The organism is Aequorivita nionensis (genome assembly GCF_046352995.1).
Lineage (GTDB): Bacteria > Bacteroidota > Bacteroidia > Flavobacteriales > Flavobacteriaceae > Aequorivita > Aequorivita nionensis.
In genome coordinates this window covers 745893-769706 of sequence record NZ_CP130281.1, presented here as the reverse complement: position 1 = coordinate 769706, position 23814 = coordinate 745893, and the positions used below count along the sequence as shown (strand labels likewise).

Below are 23814 nucleotides of genomic sequence, written 5' to 3'. Positions count from 1 at the left end.
TGTTTGGCGCAAAAGAACTCCGATCCCACACCTGAAGAAATATCTGAAGCAAAAATTCTTAAAATTCAATATCCAAATGATGATCTTGTGCTTTTGGAAAGCAAAGATTACGTGACTTTTGATTTGAATAATGATACGCATCAAGTTTCTGCTAAACATCAAATTAATGAAGAGCTGTTGAACATTTCTTCTCGAACAGATATTCAAAAGCATATATTTTATGATGGACAATCTGAAATAACTAACTTCGGTTTAAAATATAGAAATAATAAAACCGCATATTTTAAGGTAAATGATGAGGCCTATACCGTGGAAGAGTATTTTTTCAATGATGCACGTGTAAAATATGCAAGTGTTGATTTTCCGGTTCAAGGTTATAAATATTACTTTGAAGCTACGAAGAGTATATTCGATATAAAATACTTTACCTCCCTCTATTTTACAGATTCTTACCCAATTATTAAAAAGCAAATCACTTTAGTGGTTCCCAAATGGCTAAACCTTGAAATCAAGGAAATGAATTTTGAGGGTTTTCAGATATCAAAAACCTCTACTTTTGACGAAAAACAAAATGCAGATATAATAACATATTCAGTTTCTGGCTTAGACGCTGTTTATAAAGAAGAGCAATCGCCAGGGCCAAGTTATATATACCCACATTTGTTGATTTTGGCAAAATCATATACAGATGATGGGGAGCGCTTCACCTTGTTTAATGAAACCAAAGACCTTTATAATTGGTATAAATCTTTGGTTGATTCTATGGCAGACGACCCTTCAGCCATAAAAGAAAAAGTGGCCGAACTAACTGCAAATGCGAAAACCGATGAAGAAAAAATAAAGAACATCTATTATTGGATACAGGACAATATTCGCTACATAGCTTTTGAAGATGGACTGGCAGGTTTTAAACCAGATGAATGCCAAAATGTATTCAAAAAAAGATATGGAGACTGTAAGGGAATGGCAAATCTTACGAAACAAATGCTTATTGAGGCAGGTTTTGACGCACGCTTAACTTGGCTTGGCACTAAGCATATAGCTTATGATTATTCCACCCCTTCATTGTCTGTAGATAACCATATGATTTGTACTGTTTTTTATGATGGGAAGAAAATATTTTTGGACGGTACCGAAAAATTTAACCCGTTTGGCGAATATGCCGAACGTATTCAAGGCAAACAAGTAATGATTGAGAATGGAGAGTCTTATATTTTAGAAACTGTTCCGGTTGTAGCTCCGGAAAAAAATAAAGAAACCCATGTTTTTAATGCCAAGATCAATAATAATGCCTTGGAAGGTAATGTTTCACTCACTTATTCGGGTGAAAGCAGAGCTTCATTTCTGTACGTTTTTAATAATTTAAGAACGGAAATGAAAAATGAAGCCTTGGAGTATTATTTAAAAAGGGCAGACCGGAATATGATGGTGGATAATATTGAAACTTCAGATTTGGAAAACCGCGATGATCAACTTTCCATAGATTTTAATTTGAAACAAGACAATGCAGTTTCTTCTTTTGATGATGAAATCTATATAAATCTAGATTATAATCAGGAATACGGCAAATGGCTTTTTAACGAACGAAATACAGATTATGAATTTGCCCATAAGGAATATTTGTCTTCTGAAATAAATCTTGAACTTCCCGAAGGATACAAGATAACTGAGTTGCCCAAAGGAATTGACGTTAACACCAAAAACTATAAAATTTTCGTTGATTTTGAACTTACTGACAATGTGCTCCATTACAAGAAGGTTTTTGTTATGAAAGACGCTGTTGTAAAAAAATCGAATTTTAAAGAATGGAACGAAACCATAAAAAACCTTCAGTCCATTTACAATCAACAAATAATTTTAGTAAAAGATTAAATCTTATATACCTAAATAACATTCCTTTACATTATGTTTAAAAATATTCTTGCCTTAACATTTTTTGCTCTATTCTCAATAACCATTACGGCACAATCAAAAAAAGATCTTGAAAAACAAGAAGAGATTAAAAACCTTGTTTGGAATGACGAAGACCCGTACAAAAATGTGATGGATATTCCCGAAAACTGGAAAAACGAGTCTGCCGTGTTTCTTGTAAAAAACATTAAATATATATACAACAGACCTGGCAACAGTATTGAATATAGCAAAATAGAAAGAGACAGAATAAAACTTCTGGATCAAGCAGCTGTAACGGAATATTCTGAATTAAAATACACCGAAGGAAACGTTTTTTATAGAGAAATGAGCCGGGTGACCAATACCTTTTATTTGGGCGTAAAAGTAATAAAGCCCAATGGTGAAGAAATTGAAATAGACGTTAACCAAGAATCCGTTTCCAACAATGATGAAAAGAAAATTGCAATCCCATCTCTGGAAAAAGGAGACATTATTGACTATTATTTCTACACGAACACTATTGTTGGCGAAAATGATTTGTACCAATATAAAGCAGTAGAAAACACAATAGGTGACACCTATCCAATTGTAAAATTTGAATTCTCATTGGAAACCGAAGACGATTTCTTTATAAACTTTAACACCTACAACGGGGCGCCAAAACTTCAGCAAACAGTTTTGCCAACAAAGAAAGATAAGAAAAGGGTTTATTCCTTTAATGCAGAAAATGTAGAAAGAAATGATTTTCCAAGATGGTTTTTCCCTTTGGTGGAATTGCCTTCCTATAAATTTCAAGTGCTATTTGCACGCTCTGGAAAATATGAAAAGAAAGCCTATGCCTTCATTCCTGAAGATGTAAATACTGTAAAAACAAATGTTTCCAAAGAGGAAATCTTCAATCTTTATGAAGATAAATTTAGGCCCTATGGTGACCTTGGTGATGTGGAGCGTTTCTTGAAAAAGAAAACTTTTTCTACAAATGAAGAAAAAGTAAAAGAGGTGTTCTACTACATACGCCATGCTTATTATACCAACTATGTGGAGGCATTTGTCATGGACGAATCAAACATTATGTATCCTTTCGAACTTTATGGCAAAAACCCAATTATTTTCAATAATGAAGTAGACTTTGTTCGTTTTTTCACAGCCTTTTTAAAAGACAATAAGATAGATTATGAAATTATTATTGGCACCAAACGCTACAATGGTGCTATAAAAGATTTGCTTATGGAAGGCAACATTAGTTTTATTCTGAAAGTAAACACCGAAAAACCTGTTTACATAGAATATTTTGACCCATACGCAACACCAAACCAAATTTCACCATTGTTGGAAAATACTGATGCTTACACGCTAAAAGTTGTTGACAGAAAGCATATTGAAGATATTGAAACCATAAAATTGCCATCATCCACTTATAAAGAAAACAGTTCCACAGAGAAAACGGAATTGACAATCGCTCCCGACTTTTCCGGTATTTCTATAAACAGATCTTTTTCATATAAAGGACAAACAAAGATAGATGAGCAAAAAAACATTTTGATGTATTATGATTATGTATATGAAGATCACGCAAAATATGAAACAGAACCCATTCTCGATAGAGTGAGAAACAAAAAAGACCAAGAAAAGTATAAAAAAGAATACGCAGCATTACTTAAAAAGCTAAAGGATAAACAACAACAGACAATTAAAGAAAGAACTGCTGGGGAATACAATTTAAAAATTGAAGACTATTCTTTCAAAATTTTAAAAAATGGAAGATTTGGAAAGGAAGATTCTTTTGAATATGAAGAAGAGTTTACCATTGGCAACGATTTAATTAAAACAGCTGGAAAAAATTATATACTGGATATCGGTAAAATACTGGTAAGCCAAATTGATTTGAGCACTAAAGAAAAAGGAAGGACAAACAATATTTATATGAGTTACCCCAGGTCTTTTAACTATCAAATAATCGTTAATATTCCAGATGGATATTCGGTTTCAGGGCATGAAAACCTTACCAGCAATATTGAAAACGAGACAGGTGGGTTTACAAGTAAAGCTTCAATTGAAGGAAATAAACTTGTGGTAGATATTCAAAAGTTCTACAAACACAATTACGAACCAAACTCAAACTGGCAAAAAATGGTCGCTTTTCTTGAGGCCGCTTCCCAATTTACCCAATCAAAGATTTTATTGAAGAAAGAATAGTATGGCTATGAAATTTTGCTGTGTAATATTGTTTTTATCTTTTTCACACACCTTTGCACAAGATATTATTTATACAAACGATGGGAGAAAAATCAATGCTAAAATAATAGAAGCGAATGATGAAGGCTTTAAATTTAAAAGTCTTCATAATCCTTATGGGCCCACTTATGCCTTGGCGAGATCTGAAATAAAGGAAATTGTTTTTAAAAATGCCGAAGTTGAAGTTTTCAGAAACGCCCCGCTGCCATCTACGCTTTCAACCGCAGAGGTAAAGGAAATTATTTTAGAAAAAATAAATAATTATGCCTTTGATGCTAAAAGTGCCAGCCGTGCCTATCGCGCCAGTTTTGAGGGAGATTATCTGAAATTATGGATTATGAGAAGTCGCGGGGATGAGCCATACTCCAATCCGGTTTTGTTTGATTTTTCTAGAGCGTATGACTTCCAAGATATTTCTTACAGAGCCAATGAAGCCTATATAAATGTATTTGTCGGGTTTATTGATAAAAAAGGAAAAGTGGACAAAGAAAAATTAGTAATCCGGGTGCTTGAAAAGGAAAAAGCCGAAGAAATTGTGACTATTCTCAAAATCTATAATAGGTTGCTTGCTGAAAAAAATATTGGGCTTGATTAACTGTAAATTCTCTATGCTTTCAATCATTTTCTGAAATTTTGAAACTTATAGTTATAAAACATACTTTTGCCCTAACTAGATTTGTATTTTTATAAAAAAGCTACAGACTTTTTTGATAACCCTCAATGAACCCAAAACTACTTTCAGAAAAATTCAAAATCCTGAAATGTTGCGTAATTATTCCAACTTACAATAATTACAAAACACTGCAACAGGTTATTGAAGACGTTTTGGTTTTTACCGAAGATGTGATTTTGGTGAACGATGGTTCCACAGATTCTACTGCAGAAATTTTGGTTCAGTTTCCACAAATCCAGCAAATCCATCTTTCACAAAACAAGGGAAAAGGCAACGCGCTACGCCAAGGGTTTAAACATGCCGACAGTTTGGGTTATCGATATGCAATAACCATCGATAGCGACGGACAGCATTTTCCGGAAGATATTCCTGCGTTTATTGAAGCTTTGGAAAAGGAAGAAAACAAAGAAATACTGTTTATCGGTTCAAGAAATATGACCCAGCACGGCGTGCCGAAAAAAAGCAGTTTTGGAAACAAATTCTCCAACTTTTGGTTTTGGGTGGAAACGGGAACACGCTTGCAGGACACACAATCCGGCTTTAGATTGTATCCGCTTTTTGCGATGAAAAAACTGAAATTCTACACTAAAAAATTTGAGTTCGAAATTGAAGCAATCGTTAAGGCAGCCTGGAGTGGTATTGAAGTGAAAAACATCCCAATCCGAATCCATTATGAGCTGGAAGATCGGGTTTCTCACTTTCGTCCTTTTAAAGATTTTACGCGAATCAGTATTTTAAATACTTGGTTCGTACTTGTTACCTTTTTCTACATAAAACCTCGAAATCTTTTCAGAAAACTAAAAAAAAAAGGACTTAAAAGGTTTGTAATGGAAGACCTTCTGGGCAGTGACGATTCTGCTGAAAAGAAAGCATTTTCAATCGCTTTGGGTGTTTTTATAGGGCTATCGCCGCTTTGGGGTTTTCATACGGTAACCGTTATATTTTTAGCATTGCTTTTAAATTTGAATAAAGTGATTGCTTTTGCTTTTTCCAATGTGAGCCTACCGCCATTTATTCCTTTTATACTTTACTTCAGTTTAAAATTGGGCAGTTGGCTTTTGGGAGAAAGTTTTGTGCTTTCCATGAGTGAAATTGATCCAAGTATTGAGTTGGTGAAATATTTAAAATCCTATATTGTTGGCAGTTTGGTGCTTTCGGTCACCGCGGCAGTTAGTTGCGGTATCGTGAGTTACGTTTTCTTAATGTTGTTTGAACGGAAAAAGATTCTCGACAATGGGTAACTGGTTTTTTAAGGCATATCAATTTTTATTAAAAAATAAAATAGCAAGCGCCTTTGTCTTGCTATTAGTGCTTTTTGGACTCACTTTTTTGGTTTCAAAAATTCGTTTTGAAGAAGATATTTCAAAATTGATTCCAATAAATAGCGAAAATCAAGATCTTCAAAAAGTACTGAAAACCGTCAATTTTACAGACAAAATTATTGTTACTATCCATAAAAATGATTCCACAGAAATTGACGAACTTACCCAATACGCCACGGAATTTATTGACAGTTTGCAAGCGCAATCTTCACAGTACATCAAAAGCATTCGTGGGAAGGTAAATGACGACGATTTGTTGCGGACAATGGGTTTTGTTTATGAAAATTTGCCGTTATTTTTAGACAAAGAGGATTACAAAACCATAGCTGGAAAACTTCAAAATGACAGTATTTCTGCTAGTACCGAAGCGAATTACCGAACGCTGATATCTCCCTCAGGCATTGTCTCAAAAGACATGATTTTGAAAGATCCATTGGGACTTTCCTTTATTGCTTTAAAGAAACTGCGGCAACTAGGCGTTACAGACGACTTTTTTTTGAAAGACGGCTTTTTGGTAAGCAAAGACGAAAAGAACATTTTACTTTTTATCACCCCAAAATTTTCAAGTAGCGAAACTTCGGAAAATGCCAAGTTTGCGGATCAACTTTATTCGCTTCAAAATGATTTAAACCAGAAATATTCCGGAAAGGTTAGCAGTGAATATTTTGGTGCAGCACTTATAGCCGTTGCCAATGCCCAACAAATAAAAAAGGATATTCAATTTACGGTAGGAATTGCAATGTCACTGCTAATTTTAGTTTTCATCTTTTTCTATCGAAAACTTTACGTGCCCGTAATTCTCTTTGTTCCAACAATTTTTGGAGGTTTAATGGCCGTGGCATTATTGTATTTGATTCGTGGAGAAATTTCAGCAATTTCTTTGGGAATAGGTTCTGTTTTATTGGGCGTAACGCTGGATTATTCGCTTCATATTTTAACGCATATCCGAAACAACGAAACAACGGAAAGTCTTTACAAAGACGTGACCGAGCCTATTTTGATGAGCAGTTTGACTACTGCTTTGGCGTTTCTGTGCTTACTTTTTTTAGATTCACAGGCCTTACAGGATTTGGGCATTTTTGCAGCGGTTAGCGTTTTGGGAGCCTCGGTTTTTGCACTTTTCTTCATCCCGTTGGTCTATAAAAATCCGCTTTCACGGAAACAGCAAGTCAACGTTTTGGATAAAGTTGCTGACTATCCTTTTCATAAAAACAAATGGCTTTTAATTGGATTAGGATTGGTTTTGATCGTTAGCATTTTTACGTATCACAAAGTAGAATTCAACAAAGATATTTCCAAACTGAATTACGAACCTGCGGAAATAAAGGCCGCGATGCAGCATTTGGATGAACTGACTGATATTTCTTCAAAATCGGTTTATCTGGCAACCTACGGAAAATCTGTAGAAGGTACTTTGCAATTGAACGATTCCATCCACGAAACTTTGGAATTGTTGAAAGAGGAAGGGAAAATAAGTAGCTTTAGTTCCATTGGAGCCTTGGTTCACTCGCAAAGAGACCAACGTAAAAAAATAGCGGAATGGCAACACTTTTGGAACGTAGCTCGAAAAGATAGTTTGGAAAATAATTTGATAGAAAGTGGCGAAGTATTAGGCTTCAAACCAACAACGTTCAATAGGTTTTATGATTTTTTGGATGAAAATTTTGAAACACTGAAACCAGAAGATTACCAGCAAATTCCATCGGTTCTTTTAGAAGATTACATCACCACCGAAGCAGATTTCACAACAATTACAACACTTATAAAACTTGATGATGAAAATGCTTCCGAAATTAAAAGTGCTTTCAAAGAGATTCCGAACACCATCGTCATTGACCGCCAAGAAATGAACGAGACCTTTTTGGGGAATTTGAAAAACGATTTCAACAGTCTTATTGGGTATTGTTTACTCGCTGTGCTTTTTATACTTTTTCTTTTCTTCCGAAGTTTTTCGCTCACTGTAGTTACAGCTGTTCCCATATTTATCACCTGGTTTTTAACCTTAGGGATTATGGGACTTTTCCATATTCAGTTTAACATTTTCAACATCATTATTTCCACATTTATCTTTGGTTTGGGTATTGATTACAGCATTTTTATGACCAAAGGTTTGCTAAAGGAATTGCGAACCGGTGAAAAGGTAATGGCCACGCACAAAACCTCGATTATGCTTTCGGTTTTGACAACTATTTTGGGTGTTGGGGTTCTGATTTTTGCGAAACATCCAGCGCTTTATTCCATCTCCATCGTTTCAATCATTGGAATTTTTTCGGCAATGTTTACCGCTTTTACCGTCCAGCCCCTGCTTTTTAAACTTTTTATCGGAAGCTCAAAAAAACGGCCAATCACGCCGCGAATGTTTGTGCATTCCCTCTTTTCCTTTGGGTATTTCGGACTGGGTGGAATTTGTTTATCACTTTACAGCGTCACTTTGATGCCGCTGCTTCCCATTAGCAAAAAAATAAAAATGGGATGGTTTCACAAAGTGATTTCAAAATTTATGAAATCTGTGCTTTACACCAATCCGTTTGTGAAGAAAAAAGTAATCAATAAAACGGGTGAAGATTTTTCAAAACCCGCCGTAATTATTGCAAACCACACTTCATTTCTTGATATTTTGGCTGTGGGAATGTTGCATCCAAAAATATGTTTTTTGGTGAACGATTGGGTTTACAATTCGCCCGTTTTTGGGAAAGCTGTGCAGCGTGCAGATTTTTATCCGGTTTCCAGCGGCATCGAAAACAGTTTGGAACCACTTAAAAAGAAAATAAAACAAGGCTATTCACTGATGGCTTTCCCCGAGGGAACCCGAAGCGAAAGCAATAAAATTAAACGTTTTCACAAAGGCGCATTTTATTTGGCGAATGAATTCAACTTGGATATTCTCCCAGTTTTGATCCACGGAAATAGTGAAGTAAACCCTAAGGGCAGCCCAATTATAAAAGATGGAAGCATTACAGTTGAAATTTTACCGCGAATTAATGCAGATGACACTTCCTTTGGAGAAAATCATACGCAGCAAGCAAAACAAATTGGTGCATATTTTAAAAGCGAATTTTTAAAATTGCGCGAAAAGATGGAAGGCCCAAAATATTTCCACAGAATTGTTTTGGAAGAATATCGCTATAAAGGAGATGCGCTATACCGAACGGTGAAAAAGGATTTAAAGGAAAATGCAGAGAGCTATTTTGAAACTCTCCGTCAAGTAAATAAAACAGGGAGTATTGCCCACATTTCGGAAGATTCCGGGCAGCTCGATTTCCTATTGGCGCTCGATGGTCCTGACCGTAAGATTTTCAGTTTTATTGAAGATTCCGAAACGCGAACGATACTTCAAAACAGTTACATAACCCAAAAATACGGAAGGCTTCATTTTACTGACTCTGTTTCGGAAACCTTGCTTTCAAACGTTGAAACCTTGATTATCTCTTCAGAAAAAATGGCTGCTGAAGCTATTTCACAATTGCCAAATCTTTCAATTAAAAAAATTGTTTTATTAAAAGAATGTGTTTCTTCGCAAACCGAAAATATTAGTACCTTAGGCTATCAAAACGTGTACGGGAATACTAATATTAGTATCTTTAAACCATCGGGAAACACAGCGAAATGAGTGAAAAATATGATGTAGTTATCATCGGTAGTGGCCTTGGCGGGCTGGTTTCGGCGATTATTCTCGCGAGGGAAGGCTACAGCGTTTGCGTGCTTGAAAAAAACCAACAGTTTGGCGGCAACCTCCAAACCTTTGTACGCGATAAAACCATTTTTGACACTGGCGTTCACTACATTGGCGGCCTTTCCGAAGGTCAAAATCTGTACAGATATTTCAAGTATTTGGATATTTTGGATGACATCACCCTCAAAAAAATGGACGAGGATGGTTTTGACAGAATAACTTTTGACAACGACCCCAAAGAATACAGGCACGCACAGGGTTATGATAATTTCAAAAGAATTTTACTTGAGGAATTTCCCGATGAGGAAAAAGCGATTGATGCTTATTGCCAAAAAATGCTCGACACCTGTAGTTTCTTTCCGCTATATGGCCTAAAACTTGGAAAACCTTATTACGAAAATACAGCGCTTTTTGAAGTAAAGGCGAAGGAATTTATAGATTCCATAACCGAAAACGAAAAACTTCGCGCCGTTTTGGGGGGCAGCAATTTGCTCTATGCAGGAGAAGGTGAGCGTACGCCATTCTATATGCATGCACTTTCAGTGAATTCATATATTGAAAGCTCCTATCGCTGTATAAACGGTGGCAGCCAAATCACGAAAGCCTTGCTTGCGCGTTTTCGCGAAAAGGGAGGAAAAGCATACAAACGTCACGAAGTAACGAAATTTGAAACAGAAAACGGAGTGGTAACTGCCGTGCAAACTGCAAATGGAAAAACCATTTACGGTGATATATTCATTTCCAACGTTGATCCGAAAATGACATTGGATATGATTGGTCAAAATCATTTCAGAAAATCATATACCAGCCGCATCGAAAACATTGAAAGTACAGTTGCTGCTTTCAGTCTGTACTTGGTTTTAAAACCAAATTGTTTTAAGTATATGAACCATAATTATTATCATTTCAAGGATTATAAATCTATTTGGGATGTTCATAATTATACACAGGAATCTTGGCCCGAAGCCTATATGATTTCTATGGGAATCAAAAAAGATAAGGAGGAGTATGGCGATAACATTACGGTGATGACTTATATGCACTTTGATGAGGTAAAACCCTGGGCAAACACTTTCAACACTGCCGCCCAAAAAAATGATCGTGGACAGACGTATGAAGAATTTAAAGCCTATAAATCTGAAATAATCATTAAGGAGTTGGAGAAAAAATTCCCCAATCTTCGCGATTGTATAGAGGCCGTTTATTCATCCACGCCTTTGTCTTACCGTGATTATATTGGCTGTAACAAAGGTTCAATGTATGGTTATGTGAAAGACGCCAACAACCCTTTAAAATCCTTTGTTTCGCCGCGGACCAAAATTAAAAACCTATATTTTACGGGGCAGAGTTTAAATATGCACGGCATTTTGGGCGTTACCATTAGTGGCGTGGTTACGTGTTCGGAAATTTTGGGAGGTGAATATTTGCTGAATAAAATATTGGAAACCACAGAAAAGGAAGAAATTACTTAACATTTTTCGGAAATGGGACATATCAAAACAACACCGATTGAAAGAGTCCGGAATATTTCAAAAGAGGATTTCATTAAAAATTATTACAAACCCCAAAAACCTGTTTTGATTGAGGGTTTGACGGAAAACTGGGCAGCTTTTCAGAAATGGAATTTGGATTACATCCAGCAACACGCGGGCGACCAAATAGTGCCACTTTACAACAACGAGCCTACCAAAGGCAAACAAAATTCCGCAGAACCGGCAACAGAAATGAAAATGGCGGATTATATTGAACTGATAAAAACCAAACCCACCGACCTGCGCATTTTCTTTTACGATTTAAAAGTGAAGCTTCCCGAACTGCTGAAAGACTTTGAATATCCCGATATTGGCCTAAAATTCTTCAAAAGGCTTCCGGTGCTTTTCTTCGGCGGCGAGGGTTCCAAAGTACTGCCACACTACGATATGGATTTGGCAGATTTGGTGCATTTTCACTTTCAGGGAACTAAAAGTGTGACTTTATTTTCGCCCAAACAGACTAAATATTTATATAAAATTCCGTTTGCCGTCCATAATTTGGAAACTATAGATTTGGACAATCCAGATTTTGAAAAATATCCCGCGCTGCAATATTTGGAAGGCCTGCACGCAACCATGAAACACGGCGATGCGCTTTATATGCCGAGTGGTTATTGGCATTACATAAAATATCTGGACGGCGGTTTCTCGATGACGCTCCGGGCGTTTCCACGGCATTTAGGGCGTTTTGGCAATATGCTTTACAACGTTTTCATAATGCGACATTTTGAAAACATTATGCGAAAATCCTTTGGGCAAAAATGGATTGATTATAAAGAAAATCAAACACTTTCAAAAACCAATAGTCGCGCAGCAAAACTGAAAAAACAAGCCAGTTAAGATGAAATATTTGGAAAAATTATTCGCGCTTGCGTTTTTGATTCTTTTTCTGAATTCATGCGGGGTTTCAAAATCTATCCACAATCGGCCTGATGTAAGTGGTTACGATGCAATAATTCCCGAAAAAGTAAAAATTAACGATTCCACTTTTGTAGCGGGAAACAATTTTCTTTTAAAGAATAAACAAGGCCAATGGGAACTTTATGTGGAAGGAAACCCGTTGCAAATAGGCAAAATTACTGGAAGCCTCACGCAGGATTTGATGCAGAAACAGGAAGCTATTTTTTTCAATAAAGTGGAAGATTTGGTGCCTTCAAAAACACAGCAATATTTGCTTCGGAAATTTTTGGCGTGGTACAATCGCAAAATGTATCTGCACATTCCCGAGGAATACAAAGCTGAAATTTATGGGCTTTCGCAGTTTTCCTCTTCCAATTTCAGTGAGATTGGCGAGCCGTATTTGCGGTTGCTCTATCTGCACGGCGCCCACGATATTGGCCACGCCATGCAGGATTTGATGCTCGTGGGCTGTTCCTCATTTGCCGTTTGGGGCGATAAAACCGTGGATGGCGAATTGCTCATTGGCAGAAATTTCGACTTTTACGCAGGCGACGATTTTGCGAAGGAAAAAATAATTGCTTTCGTAAACCCTTCCGAAGGCTATAAATTTATGTCGGTTACTTGGGGCGGAATGATTGGCGTGGTTTCCGGGATGAACGACCAAGGATTGACGGTAACGATAAACGCTGGAAAATCTGAAATTCCGTTGGTTGCGAAAACCCCCATTTCCATAGTAACACGAGAGATTTTGCAATATGCCTCAAACATTGATGAAGCAATTGCCATTGCAAAAAAGCGCGAAGTTTTTGTTTCCGAAGCTATTTTTGTTGGCAGTGCAAAAGATAAAAAAGCAGCAATCATTGAAGTTGCACCTGATAATTTCGGCGTTTATGAAGTTGAAAATACGGATGAATTGATTTGCAGCAACCACTTTCAAAGTGAGGCCTATAAAAACGACGAACGCAATTTGAAATGGATTGAAGAAAGCCACTCGATGTACCGTTTTGAAAGGATGGAAGAATTGATTTCAGAAGACGAGAAATTGAATGTGGCAGATGCCGTTGCCATTCTTCGGAACAAAAAAGGATTGGACGACAAAGAAATTGGTTTCGGCAATGAAAAAGCATTAAACCAACTTTTGGCGCACCACGGCATTGTTTTTAAACCCGAAAGCCGAAAGGTTTGGGTTTCTTCCAATCCGTATCAGTTGGGCGAATTTGTGGAATATGATTTAGATGAAGTTTTTGCAAATAGAGAAGGAAATCCGGTAACTAAAACCATTTCAAACTCAAAAGGAAACATTTCCGAAGATCCTTTTGTGCATTCAAAAGAATATAAAGATTACGAAGAATACCGAGTTTTGGAGCGGGAAGTGGAAGCGGCAATTGAAAACAAGAAAACTATTTCAGCAGAAAAACTTACCGCATTGCAACAAAAAAACCCTGAATATTGGAAAGCCTATTATTTAACTGGAAAATACTACTTTGAAAAAAAATATGATGCCGCCGCGAAAATTGCTTTTAAAAAGGCTTTGGCCAAGGAGATTACAACGGTTCCAGACAGAGAGAAGATTGAAAAATTTCTTCAAAAATTGAAATAATAACTCTGCGCTCTCTGTGCCTCTGTGGTAAAATTGACACCGCAAAGTCGCAGAGGACGCAAAGAAAAACGAATATGATTCCAAAAATAGAAAAATCGTCAATTGCAGAAATAAAAGCCTTTCAGGAAGGAAAACTGAAGGAAACGCTTCGCTATTTGAATGAAAATTCGCCGTTTTATAAGCGCTTTTTTAAAGAGCATAATATCCAAGTTTCCGCAATTAAAACTTTGGAGGAGCTTCAAAAGATTCCCGTTACGACCAAAGACCATCTTCAAAGATTCAACGATGATTTCATTTGCGTTCCAAAAACTGAAATTATAGACTACGTAACCACTTCGGGTACATTGGGCGATCCAGTAACTTTTGCATTGACCGATAATGATTTGGAGCGTTTGGCTTATAACGAAGCGATTTCCTTTGCGTGTTGCGGGGTAGGAAAAGAAGATACGCTACAATTAATGACCACGATGGACCGCCGTTTTATGGCCGGTTTGGCGTATTTTTTAGGAGCGCGAAAGCTTGGCTCGGGCATTATCCGCGTGGGTTCAGGCATTCCGGAATTGCAATGGGATTCCATTTTGAAATTTAAACCCACCTATTTAATTACCGTTCCTTCATTTCTCTTAAAATTGATTGAATATGCGCAGCAACACGAAATTGATTTACAAAACACGGGCATTAAAGCCGCAATCTGCATAGGCGAACCCATCCGTGAACAGGATTTTTCACTAAACATTTTGGCGAAAAAGATTAAAAAGGATTGGGACATTGAGCTCTTTTCAACCTATGCTTCCACCGAAATGAGTACGGCTTTCAACGAATGTGAAATTCACAATGGTGGCCACCACCATCCCGAACTTATAATTGCTGAAATTCTGGATGACAATAATTTGCCTGTTGCAAAGGGAGAAGTGGGCGAACTAACCATAACTACTCTAGGTGTTGAAGCAATGCCGTTGTTGCGTTTTAAAACAGGCGACATGGTTCAATCTTATGGCGAATCTTGTAAATGTGGCAGAAATACACTGCGTTTGGGCCCAGTTGTGGGTCGCAAAAAGCAGATGATAAAATATAAAGGCACAACTCTGTATCCGCCAGCGATGTATAATATTTTGAACGATTTTTCAACGATTGAAAGTTACGTCATCGAGATTTTTCACAATGAATTGGGCACGGATGAGATATTGATTAAAATTGCTTCGGAAAACATTTCGGAGGAATTATTATTATTGGAAATAAAAGACCATTTCCGGGCAAAACTTCGTGTGGCACCAAAAATTGAATTTGCAACTCCTGAAGAAATTGAGATGCTTCGCTTTCCGCCATTAAGCAGAAAGCCTGTCGATTTGATTGATCGCAGGCTTTAAGTTAAAAATTATTTTAATGGTTAAATTTTAAAAGTAATCACAGGCATATTGGCGTGGTTCACCATATCTTCACTGATGCTGCCATTAAAGAAGTGCGAGATGCCTTTGCGGCCATGGGTGCCCATCCCAATCAGTTTAGCGTTTATATGTTGTGTAAAATTTAATATCCCTTTTTCAACGGAAGTGTCGTTGAAAATATTGAGCGTATAATTTTCAACGCCCATTCCTCTAATAAAATTTTCCATAATAGCTTGAGCTTGTTGCGTAGTTTTAAAATTTGCGGGAGTGTTTACAAACAATAAATGCATCTTAGCTCCAACCTTTTTTGCAAATTTTTGTGCTTTGTCCAAAGCTCCACGACCTTCCTCTGAAAAATCAGTGGCAAAAACAAAATCGGCTATATTAAATTCCTGATGATGGTTTTTTATAACGAGTACTGGAGTTTTGGAAGTTCGCACCACTTTTTCAGTATTGCTTCCCACAAACATTTCCTTAAAACCACTAGCTCCCGTGGAACCCATTACTATTAAATCTATGTTATTTTTTTTACAAGCCTCTTCAATGTCTTCATATATCTCGTTGTGGCCTATGGCCTCGTTTAATGTAACTCCTTCCAAGTATTTCTTTTTCCGCAGGTCCCCAAAGCGTTTTTCAGCAAGTTTTATAAAAAAAAGAGACTCGGGAAGGTTGCCTGAATCACCAGAAGTTGACAAATGGAGCGGCATTTCCATAGAGTGGAGTACAAAGATTTCACTATTGTGTTTTTCAGCAAGTTTTATGGCGACTTTAAGCGCGTTTTCTGCTTGTTCTGAAAAATCTGTAGGGACAAGAATACGTTTCATAAATGATAAGTTGGTTGTGTTTTTTTTGAACCCTTAAATTACAAAAATAAATCGTTTGGGCTTGGTTTTTATAATATTAAAAAATATAGTATATTTGCACCGAATTTGATACGAAATTATCTGAGGGGACTAAAGTCCCCTCTTTTTATAGCTTAAAATGATGCGTGAAAGAGTAGCACAACTGCTGGAAAATGCGCTGGAAGAAAACAAATCACTGTTTTTGATCGACCTAAATATTTCTGAAGACAACCAAATACGGGTCATTCTGGACGGCGATAAAGGCGTTACAGTAGAGGATTGTATAGCGGTTAGCCGCGCCATTGAACACAATTTGGACCGTGAGGAATATGATTTTTCTTTGGAAGTGATGTCAGCCGGCGTTTCGGAACCGTTGACATTGCCAAGGCAGTACAAAAAAAATATTGGCAGAAACCTAAAGTTGAAAATTAAAAACGACGAAAAAATTGAAGGAGAATTAATCTCCGCGAACGAAGAAAACTGTACCTTAACATGGTCTTCGCGCGAGCCCAAACCTGTTGGAAAGGGAAAAGTTACAGTTCAAAAAGAGGCAACCGTGCCCTATAAAGATATTATGGAAGCAAAAGTGATGATAACATTTTAATTGGATTGATATGGAAAATTTAGCACTGATCGATTCTTTTTCAGAATTTAAAGACGATAAACAAATAGACAGAGTAACGCTAATGGCGATACTTGAGGACGTTTTTAGAAACGCATTGAAGAAAAAATACGGAAGCGATGACAACTTTGATATTATTGTGAACCCAGACAAGGGCGATCTTGAAATATGGAGAAACCGTATAGTTGTTGCTGATGGTGAAGTGGAAGACCCAAACGAGGAAATTTCATTAAGTGCCGCTCAAAAAATTGAACCCGATTTTGAAATAGGTGAAGACGTTTCTGAAGAAGTGAAACTTATTGACCTTGGTCGCCGTTCCATTTTGGCGCTTCGTCAAAATCTTATTTCAAAAATACACGAGCACGACAATACCATTATTTACAAGCAGTTTAAAGATCTTGAAGGTGAAATTTACACTGCCGAAGTTCACCATATTCGTCACCGCGCGGTTATTCTTTTGGATGATGAAGGCAACGAAATAATTCTTCCGAAGGAAAAACAAATTCCTTCAGATTTTTTCAGAAAAGGAGACAACGTTCGAGGCATTATTGAAAGTGTTGATTTAAAAGGAAACAAACCAACAATCATCATGAGTCGCGCAAACCCGGTTTTCCTTGAAAAATTGTTTGAACAGGAAATACCAGAAGTTTTTGACGGTTTGATTACAGTTAAAAAAGTAGTGCGTATTCCAGGTGAAAAAGCAAAGGTTGCTGTAGATTCTTATGATGACCGAATTGACCCAGTAGGTGCTTGTGTGGGAATGAAAGGATCTCGAATTCACGGAATTGTTCGTGAACTTGGCAATGAAAATATAGACGTAATTAATTACACAAGCAATCTTACCTTATATATTACGAGAGCACTTAGCCCTGCAAAAGTTACATCGGTAAAAATTGACGAAGCAAAAAAACGCGCTGAGGTTATTCTTCGCCCAGAGGAAGTGAGCAAGGCAATTGGCCGTGGCGGGCACAACATTCGCCTTGCGGGACAATTGACGGGTTATGAAATTGATGTGCTTCGCGAAGGTGCAGAAGAAGATGTGGAATTGACTGAATTCTCTGATGAAATAGAAGGCTGGATTATCCAGGAATTCCATAAAATTGGTTTAGATACCGCTAAAAGCGTGCTAGAGCACGACATCAACGATTTGGTTAAACGAACCGATTTGGAAGAAGAGACCATACGCGATGTAATAAATATATTAAAAGAAGAATTTGAAGAGTAGTTGAAAGTTTAACTACTTTTATACAAATTTTTTAAAAAGACAAAACAGGAAAAAGCATTTATGGCTGAAGTAAAAACAAAAAGACTAAGTCAGGTATTACGTGAGTTCAACATCTCGTTGGATCGTGCCGTGGAATTTTTGAGTTCCAAAGGGTTCGATGTGGACGCAAGTCCAAATACCAAAATAACGGGCGATGAATACGAAGTCCTTTTTGAAGAGTTTGAAACCGACAAAAGTAAGAAAGTAGCTTCCAAAGAAGTAGGCGAAGAAAAGCGCAAAGAGAAAGAAGAATTCCGTATTGAGCGCGAGCGCGAGCTTGAAGAAAAGCATAAAAAAGAAGAGGCTTCCAAAGTTATAAGAGCTGGGGCCAAACTTGACGGTCCAAAACAGGTTGGTAAAATTGACCTTGATGCCGGAAAAACCAAAAAAGAGGAACCGAAAGTTGAAGAAAAGCCTGCGGAGCCTAAAGTGGTTAAAGAAGTCAAGAAAGAAGAAAAAGTAGAAAAACCTGAAGTTGTAGCTGAACAGCCTAAAGCTGAAAAGGCAGAAGAAAAAGCTGTTGCTCCCGCTAAAGAAGAGAAGGTTGAAAAACCTGCTGAAAAGGTTAAGGAAGTTGAAGTTGCAAAAGAGGAAGTTAAGGAAGAAACTCCAAAAGAATCAGACACGGTTACAACCCAATATCGTAAACTTGATGGGCCTAACTTTACTGGACAGAAAATAGATCTTACCCAGTTCAAAAAACCGGAAAAGAAAAAAGATCCTAAGGCTGATGATAAGAAAGATAAAAAAGGAAAAAGACGCCGTATAAGTAAGGAAGCCCCAAAAAATGGAACTTCTGGAGGTGGAAACAACTTTAAAGATAACCGAGGCCCTGCCAGAAAAGGTAGAAGTACAGCACCAAAAGAAGAGCCAAGTGAGGAAGAAGTACAAAAACAAGTACGTGAAACCTTAGAAAAACTTCAAGGGAAATCATCTAAAGGGAAAGGCGCTAAGTATCGTCGTGAAAAACGTGATACCCACCGTCAAAAATCTGACGAACTTGCCCAACAAGAAGCAGATAATAAACTTATAAAAGTTACTGAGTTTGTTACTGCCAGCGAGATGGCAACAATGATGGATGTTCCTGTTACCAAGATTATTTCAGCTTGTATGAGTTTGGGAATGATGGTGACGATGAACCAGCGTTTAGATGCTGAAACCTTAAGTATAGTTGCTGAAGAATTTGGTTATGAAGTAGAATTTGTAACTGCTGATATTGAGGAATCAATAGACCAAAATATTGATGCTCCAGAAGATCTTGAGCCAAGAGCTCCTATCGTTACCGTAATGGGTCACGTTGACCACGGTAAAACTTCGCTTTTGGATTACATTCGAAAAGAAAACGTAATTGCAGGAGAATCTGGTGGAATCACACAACACATTGGAGCTTACGGTGTAGAACTGGATGGTGGACAAAAAATAGCATTCCTGGATACTCCAGGTCACGAGGCATTTACAGCGATGCGTGCTCGTGGGGCTCAGGTTACTGACCTTGCAATTATTGTGGTTGCAGCGGATGATGATATTATGCCACAAACCAAAGAAGCTATCAGCCACGCACAGGCAGCGGGTGTTCCAATAGTTTTCGCAATTAATAAAATAGACAAACCCAACGCAAATCCTGATAAGATAAAAGAAGGACTTGCACAGATGAACCTTTTGGTTGAAGATTGGGGCGGAAAAATACAATCACAAGATATTTCTGCAAAAACAGGGGAGGGCGTAAAAGAATTGCTTGAAAAAGTATTGCTTGAAGCTGAATTGCTTGAACTAACTGCAAACCCGAACCGACAAGCAAATGGTACCGTGGTGGAAGCATTCCTAGACAAAGGTCGTGGGTATGTTTCAACTGTATTGGTTCAGGGCGGAACACTTAAAGTAGGTGATTATGTTCTTGCCGGACAAAACAGCGGAAAGGTTAAAGCAATGCAGGATGAACGTGGCAACAACGTGAAAGAAGCAGGACCATCAACTCCAGTATCGGTTCTTGGTTTGGACGGTGCACCACAAGCGGGAGATAAATTCAATGTATTTGAAGATGAACGTGAAGCTAAGGCAATTGCTACAAAACGTACACAACTTCAACGTGAGCAGTCTGTAAGAACACAAAGACACATTACACTTGATGAAATTGGAAGACGTATCGCTCTTGGTGATTTCAAGGAATTAAACATTATCCTTAAAGGTGACGTGGACGGTTCTGTGGAAGCATTGACAGATTCGTTCCAAAAACTTTCTACTGAAGAAATTCAAGTTAATATAATCCATAAAGCAGTAGGTCCAATCACAGAAAGTGATGTGCTTCTTGCTTCTGCTTCAGATGCAATTATTATTGGCTTCAACGTTCGTCCAATGGGTAACGCACGCCAAATTGCAGATAAGGAAGAAATAGATATCCGTACATATTCTATCATCTATGACGCCATTAATGACGTAAAAGATGCGATGGAAGGTATGCTTTCCCCAGAAATGAAGGAAGAAATTACTGGTACAGCTGAAATTCGCGAAACTTTCAAAATTTCGAAAGTGGGAACCATTGCAGGTTGTATGGTATTGACCGGAAAAATATTCCGAAACTCTGGAATTCGTCTTATCCGCGAAGGCGTGGTAGTTTACACGGGCGAATTGGCTTCTTTGAAACGATTTAAAGACGATGTGAAGGAAGTAGCCAAAGGATACGATTGCGGTATTCAGATTAAAAACTACAATGACATCTATGAGAACGACATTATTGAAGCGTTCCAAGAAGTTGCAGTGAAGAAAAAGTTGAAGTAATTCAACAAAAAATGAAATTTTTTAAAAGCCTTGAAAATCAATTTTTTCAAGGCTTTTTCATTTTTATAAATGAAATTTTTCAAATGAAGTGTAACACCAGCTTTTTTTCTATGTCTATTATGAAAAGCCAACCAAATGAATTTTCCATTAAAGAGTATTCTTCTTTTTGTATTTCTTTCAATAAGCTGCGTTTCTTTTTCACAGACAAATGATAGCATTCCAAGAAAAAAAATTACAATTCCGCGCATCACGGAAGCGCCAAAAATTGACGGGAATTTAAATGATGCGGTATGGCAAAATGCGCCAATAGCTACAGACTTTGTAGAAAGGCAACCCAACAATGGAAAACTGATTGCCGATAGTTTAAGGACCGATGTGAAAATTGTTTATGATGATTTGGGAATCTATTTCGGCGCAACTATGAAAGATCCCGAACCGGATAAAATTTTAAAAGAACTTACGGAACGCGATGGCATTGGCAATGATGATTTTTTCTTTATTCTTCTAAACGGTTATAACGACAGACAACAAAGTTTGCAGTTTATAGTAACCGCCGCGGGCGTCCAGTATGACGCGAAAATGACCAATGAAAATGAAGATAGTTCTTGGAACGGAATCTGGTATAGCGCCGTGAAAATTAATGATGACGGCTGGGTGGCTGAAATTTTTATACCTTATTCAGAAATGCGGTTTCCCAATAAAAACATACAATTATGGGGGTTAAATATGGAACGGGAATTTCGTAGAACCCGAACTAGATATAGTTGGAGTCCCGTAAACAATGCCAAAGGATCGTTTTCTATTTATGATGGTGAGATTTATGGTATTGAGAACGTGCAATCGCCCACTCGACTTTCTTTTCAGCCATATATCTCGGCCTATGTTAATGATTTTGATGGAAAAACTGAAACCATAATCAATGGTGGAATGGATCTTAAATATGGAATAAATGATGCTTTCACGCTGGATATGGTTTTGATTCCTGATTTTGGACAATCCAAATTTGATGCTGAGGTTTTAAATCTTTCGGCTTTTGAGGTGCAATATCAAGAAAACCGCCCTTTTTTTACGGAAGGAACCGAACTTTTCACCAAAGGAAATCTTTTTTATTCGCGACGCGTTGGCGGATATCCTTCTGGTTTTCCAAATCTTTCGGAAAATGAAGAGATTGAAAATTATCCTTCTTCCGTAGATTTAATAAATGCGTTCAAAATTTCAGGAAGAACCGATGGCAACTTGGGAATTGGTGTTTTTAACGCAATTACCGAAAGAACGTATGCAGATATAAAAAACACCGAAACCAATGAGACCCGAAAAGAATTGGTGGAGCCTTTGGCTAACTATAACATTTTGGTTTTGGACCAGCGTTTTGGGGATAATTCCTCTGTGTCATTTGTGAATACAAACGTTATTCGTGAAGGCGATTTTAGGGATGCAAACGCCACGGGATTATATATGGACCTTACAAACAAGAAAAACACATTTAATTATTTTGCGAATGCTGAAGGAAGTTGGGTAAAGGACGATAGCGAAAAATTTGGAATGGAAGGAGGCGCAGGAATGACAAAAATAAGTGGCAAGCACCGTGTTTCGGGCGAAATCAATTTTAGGACGAAGGATTATGATATAAATGATTTGGGCTATTCCAGCAATACAAATTATATTAATTATGCGGGTTATTACGGTTACCGCTATCTTCAGCCAAAAGGATTTTTGAATAATCTTTATCTTAATTTCAATTTGAATTATTTCCGAAGACTGGAAACGGATCTTTACAACAATTTTATTTTCAACTTTAACTCAAGTTTTACAACGAAAAAATTTTTGGGTTTTGGAGGTGGATTCGAAATGACACCTTTTGGAAAAAATGATATTTACGAGCCGAGAGTAGAGGGTCATTACGTGAAAGTTCCAGATTATTACAATGTTTGGGGATGGATTTCTACTGATTACAGAAAAAAATTAGCGACCGATTTAACTATTGACTGGTATAAATATAACCAGCAAGGACGAGGTGAATTGAGACTTGAACTAAGACCACAATATCGCGTTTCAGACAAATTAAAGATGTTTTTTAGTACAAACGTGATTCTTTCTGATAAAGAAGAAGGATTTGTAGATTTAGAAAATGACGATATAATTTTTGGAACACGCGATAGAAACACGATCATAAATTCTTTGGAATCTCAATATATTTTCAACAATAAGATGGCGCTCAATTTATCTTTCCGCCACTATTATTCTGAAGTGGAATACAGCAAATTCTTCACTTTGCAAAATGACGGCGAGCTTTTTGAAAATCCATTTTATGATGAAGACAGGGATGCAACTTATAATAGTTGGAACATAGACCTTCGCTTTTCATGGTGGTTTGCGCCAGGTAGCCAACTTACCCTTTTGTACAGAAATGCAATGGAAAATTATTTGAGTGATTCGCGAATTAATTTTTCAAACAATTTCAATAATTTATTTGAGGAACCACAACTTAATAGTTTGTCGTTGCGCGTGAGCTACTATTTAGACTATAATAGATTAAAAAACTGGTTTGGGCCAAATAAAAAAACGAATGATGTTAGCCTATCATTACAAAATGAAAAAATGAACAAATCTGCTTTCTTTGACAAAAGGAATTTAAGGCACTAAAACTTTTATTTTCGCCTTTCGGGTTTCAAAATAAAGGCTGAAGAAAAACTTTTTTGAATTTCAATCAATGCGCGTTCTGCTTCAATTCGCGAAGCAAAGTTTCCTGCCCAAACTTTATAATTTGGAGTTTCGTATTCAATGGATGCTGGCCAGTTGCTATAGCTTCCTTTATATTTTCTAAGGGTTTGGTTTGCTTTGTCCAATTCACCATAATATAATTGTATAGTGTATCCATCAGAAAACTCACGTTCTTTTTCAAGATTTTTTTTCAATTCAAGTAGTTGAATGATTTTCGGGTCTTGATTTACTGTTAAAGTTGCACTTTGCGCAATGCTCTTGGCGGAAACAAGTAATATTAAAATACTGGTAACAAAAAGTTTGGGAAAAGTATGCGAATTCATAAAAATCTTTATTTAGTGCAAATGTAAAACTTAATAACTTCGTGAAGTGGGAAA

The 23814-nt window shown here is 37.1% G+C and carries 15 protein-coding genes; 13 read left to right on the top strand and 2 right to left on the bottom strand.

Annotated features, from left to right (window positions below):
• Positions 1–3: 3 nt before the first annotated feature.
• The 9 genes from Q2U82_RS03430 to Q2U82_RS03390 all read left to right on the top strand — a co-directional run bounded on the left by Q2U82_RS03430 (position 4) and on the right by Q2U82_RS03390 (position 15195).
• Entirely contained in the window at positions 4–1872 is a 1869-nt protein-coding gene (locus tag Q2U82_RS03430; RefSeq protein ID WP_410006324.1) for a transglutaminase-like domain-containing protein, read from the top strand.
• Between the two features lie 33 nt (positions 1873–1905).
• Complete coding sequence (locus tag Q2U82_RS03425) at positions 1906–4089, top strand: hypothetical protein (RefSeq protein ID WP_410006323.1); 2184 nt, start codon at positions 1906–1908, stop codon at positions 4087–4089.
• A 7-nt stretch (positions 4090–4096) separates the two neighbouring features.
• Positions 4097–4723: a hypothetical protein gene (locus Q2U82_RS03420; RefSeq protein WP_410006322.1), complete on the top strand. Its 627-nt coding sequence runs from the start codon at positions 4097–4099 to the stop codon at positions 4721–4723.
• A gap of 125 nt (positions 4724–4848) precedes the next feature.
• Positions 4849–6042, top strand: a complete 1194-nt coding sequence (locus Q2U82_RS03415) for a DUF2062 domain-containing protein (RefSeq protein WP_410006321.1) — start codon at positions 4849–4851, stop codon at positions 6040–6042.
• A complete protein-coding gene (locus Q2U82_RS03410; RefSeq protein ID WP_410006320.1) occupies positions 6035–9733 on the top strand; it encodes a 1-acyl-sn-glycerol-3-phosphate acyltransferase in 3699 nt (1232 codons plus the stop codon). Before Q2U82_RS03415 ends, Q2U82_RS03410 begins: the two co-directional genes overlap by 8 nt.
• Positions 9730–11268, top strand: a complete 1539-nt coding sequence (locus tag Q2U82_RS03405) for a phytoene desaturase family protein (RefSeq protein ID WP_410006319.1) — start codon at positions 9730–9732, stop codon at positions 11266–11268. Before Q2U82_RS03410 ends, Q2U82_RS03405 begins: the two co-directional genes overlap by 4 nt.
• 12 nt (positions 11269–11280) lie before the next feature.
• The gene (locus tag Q2U82_RS03400) at positions 11281–12168 is read left to right on the top strand and encodes a cupin-like domain-containing protein (RefSeq protein WP_202337772.1); all 888 of its coding nucleotides are present in this window, start codon (positions 11281–11283) and stop codon (positions 12166–12168) included.
• 1 nt (position 12169) lies between these two features.
• Complete coding sequence (locus Q2U82_RS03395; RefSeq protein WP_410006318.1) at positions 12170–13828, top strand: C45 family autoproteolytic acyltransferase/hydolase; 1659 nt, start codon at positions 12170–12172, stop codon at positions 13826–13828.
• A 74-nt stretch (positions 13829–13902) separates the two neighbouring features.
• Entirely contained in the window at positions 13903–15195 is a 1293-nt protein-coding gene (locus Q2U82_RS03390; protein WP_410006317.1) for a phenylacetate--CoA ligase family protein, read from the top strand.
• Between the two features lie 20 nt (positions 15196–15215).
• Here the strand turns inward: Q2U82_RS03390 and Q2U82_RS03385 are convergent, their stop codons facing one another.
• Positions 15216–16037, bottom strand: coding sequence for a universal stress protein (locus Q2U82_RS03385; protein ID WP_410006316.1), 822 nt, complete (start codon positions 16035–16037; stop codon positions 15216–15218).
• Positions 16038–16194: 157 nt separating this feature from the next.
• Between Q2U82_RS03385 and rimP the strand changes: the two genes are divergently transcribed.
• The 4 genes from rimP to Q2U82_RS03365 all read left to right on the top strand — a co-directional run bounded on the left by rimP (position 16195) and on the right by Q2U82_RS03365 (position 23359).
• The gene (rimP, locus tag Q2U82_RS03380) at positions 16195–16659 is read left to right on the top strand and encodes a ribosome assembly cofactor RimP (protein WP_410006315.1); all 465 of its coding nucleotides are present in this window, start codon (positions 16195–16197) and stop codon (positions 16657–16659) included.
• A 10-nt stretch (positions 16660–16669) separates the two neighbouring features.
• Entirely contained in the window at positions 16670–17902 is a 1233-nt protein-coding gene (gene nusA, locus Q2U82_RS03375; protein ID WP_068761465.1) for a transcription termination factor NusA, read from the top strand.
• Positions 17903–17962: 60 nt separating this feature from the next.
• Positions 17963–20716: a translation initiation factor IF-2 gene (gene infB, locus Q2U82_RS03370; protein WP_410006314.1), complete on the top strand. Its 2754-nt coding sequence runs from the start codon at positions 17963–17965 to the stop codon at positions 20714–20716.
• A gap of 135 nt (positions 20717–20851) precedes the next feature.
• Positions 20852–23359: a DUF5916 domain-containing protein gene (locus tag Q2U82_RS03365; RefSeq protein ID WP_410006313.1), complete on the top strand. Its 2508-nt coding sequence runs from the start codon at positions 20852–20854 to the stop codon at positions 23357–23359.
• Between the two features lie 5 nt (positions 23360–23364).
• Here Q2U82_RS03365 and Q2U82_RS03360 read toward each other — a convergent pair whose 3' ends face one another.
• Positions 23365–23760: an SPOR domain-containing protein gene (locus tag Q2U82_RS03360; RefSeq protein WP_410006312.1), complete on the bottom strand. Its 396-nt coding sequence runs from the start codon at positions 23758–23760 to the stop codon at positions 23365–23367.
• Positions 23761–23814: the final 54 nt, after the last annotated feature.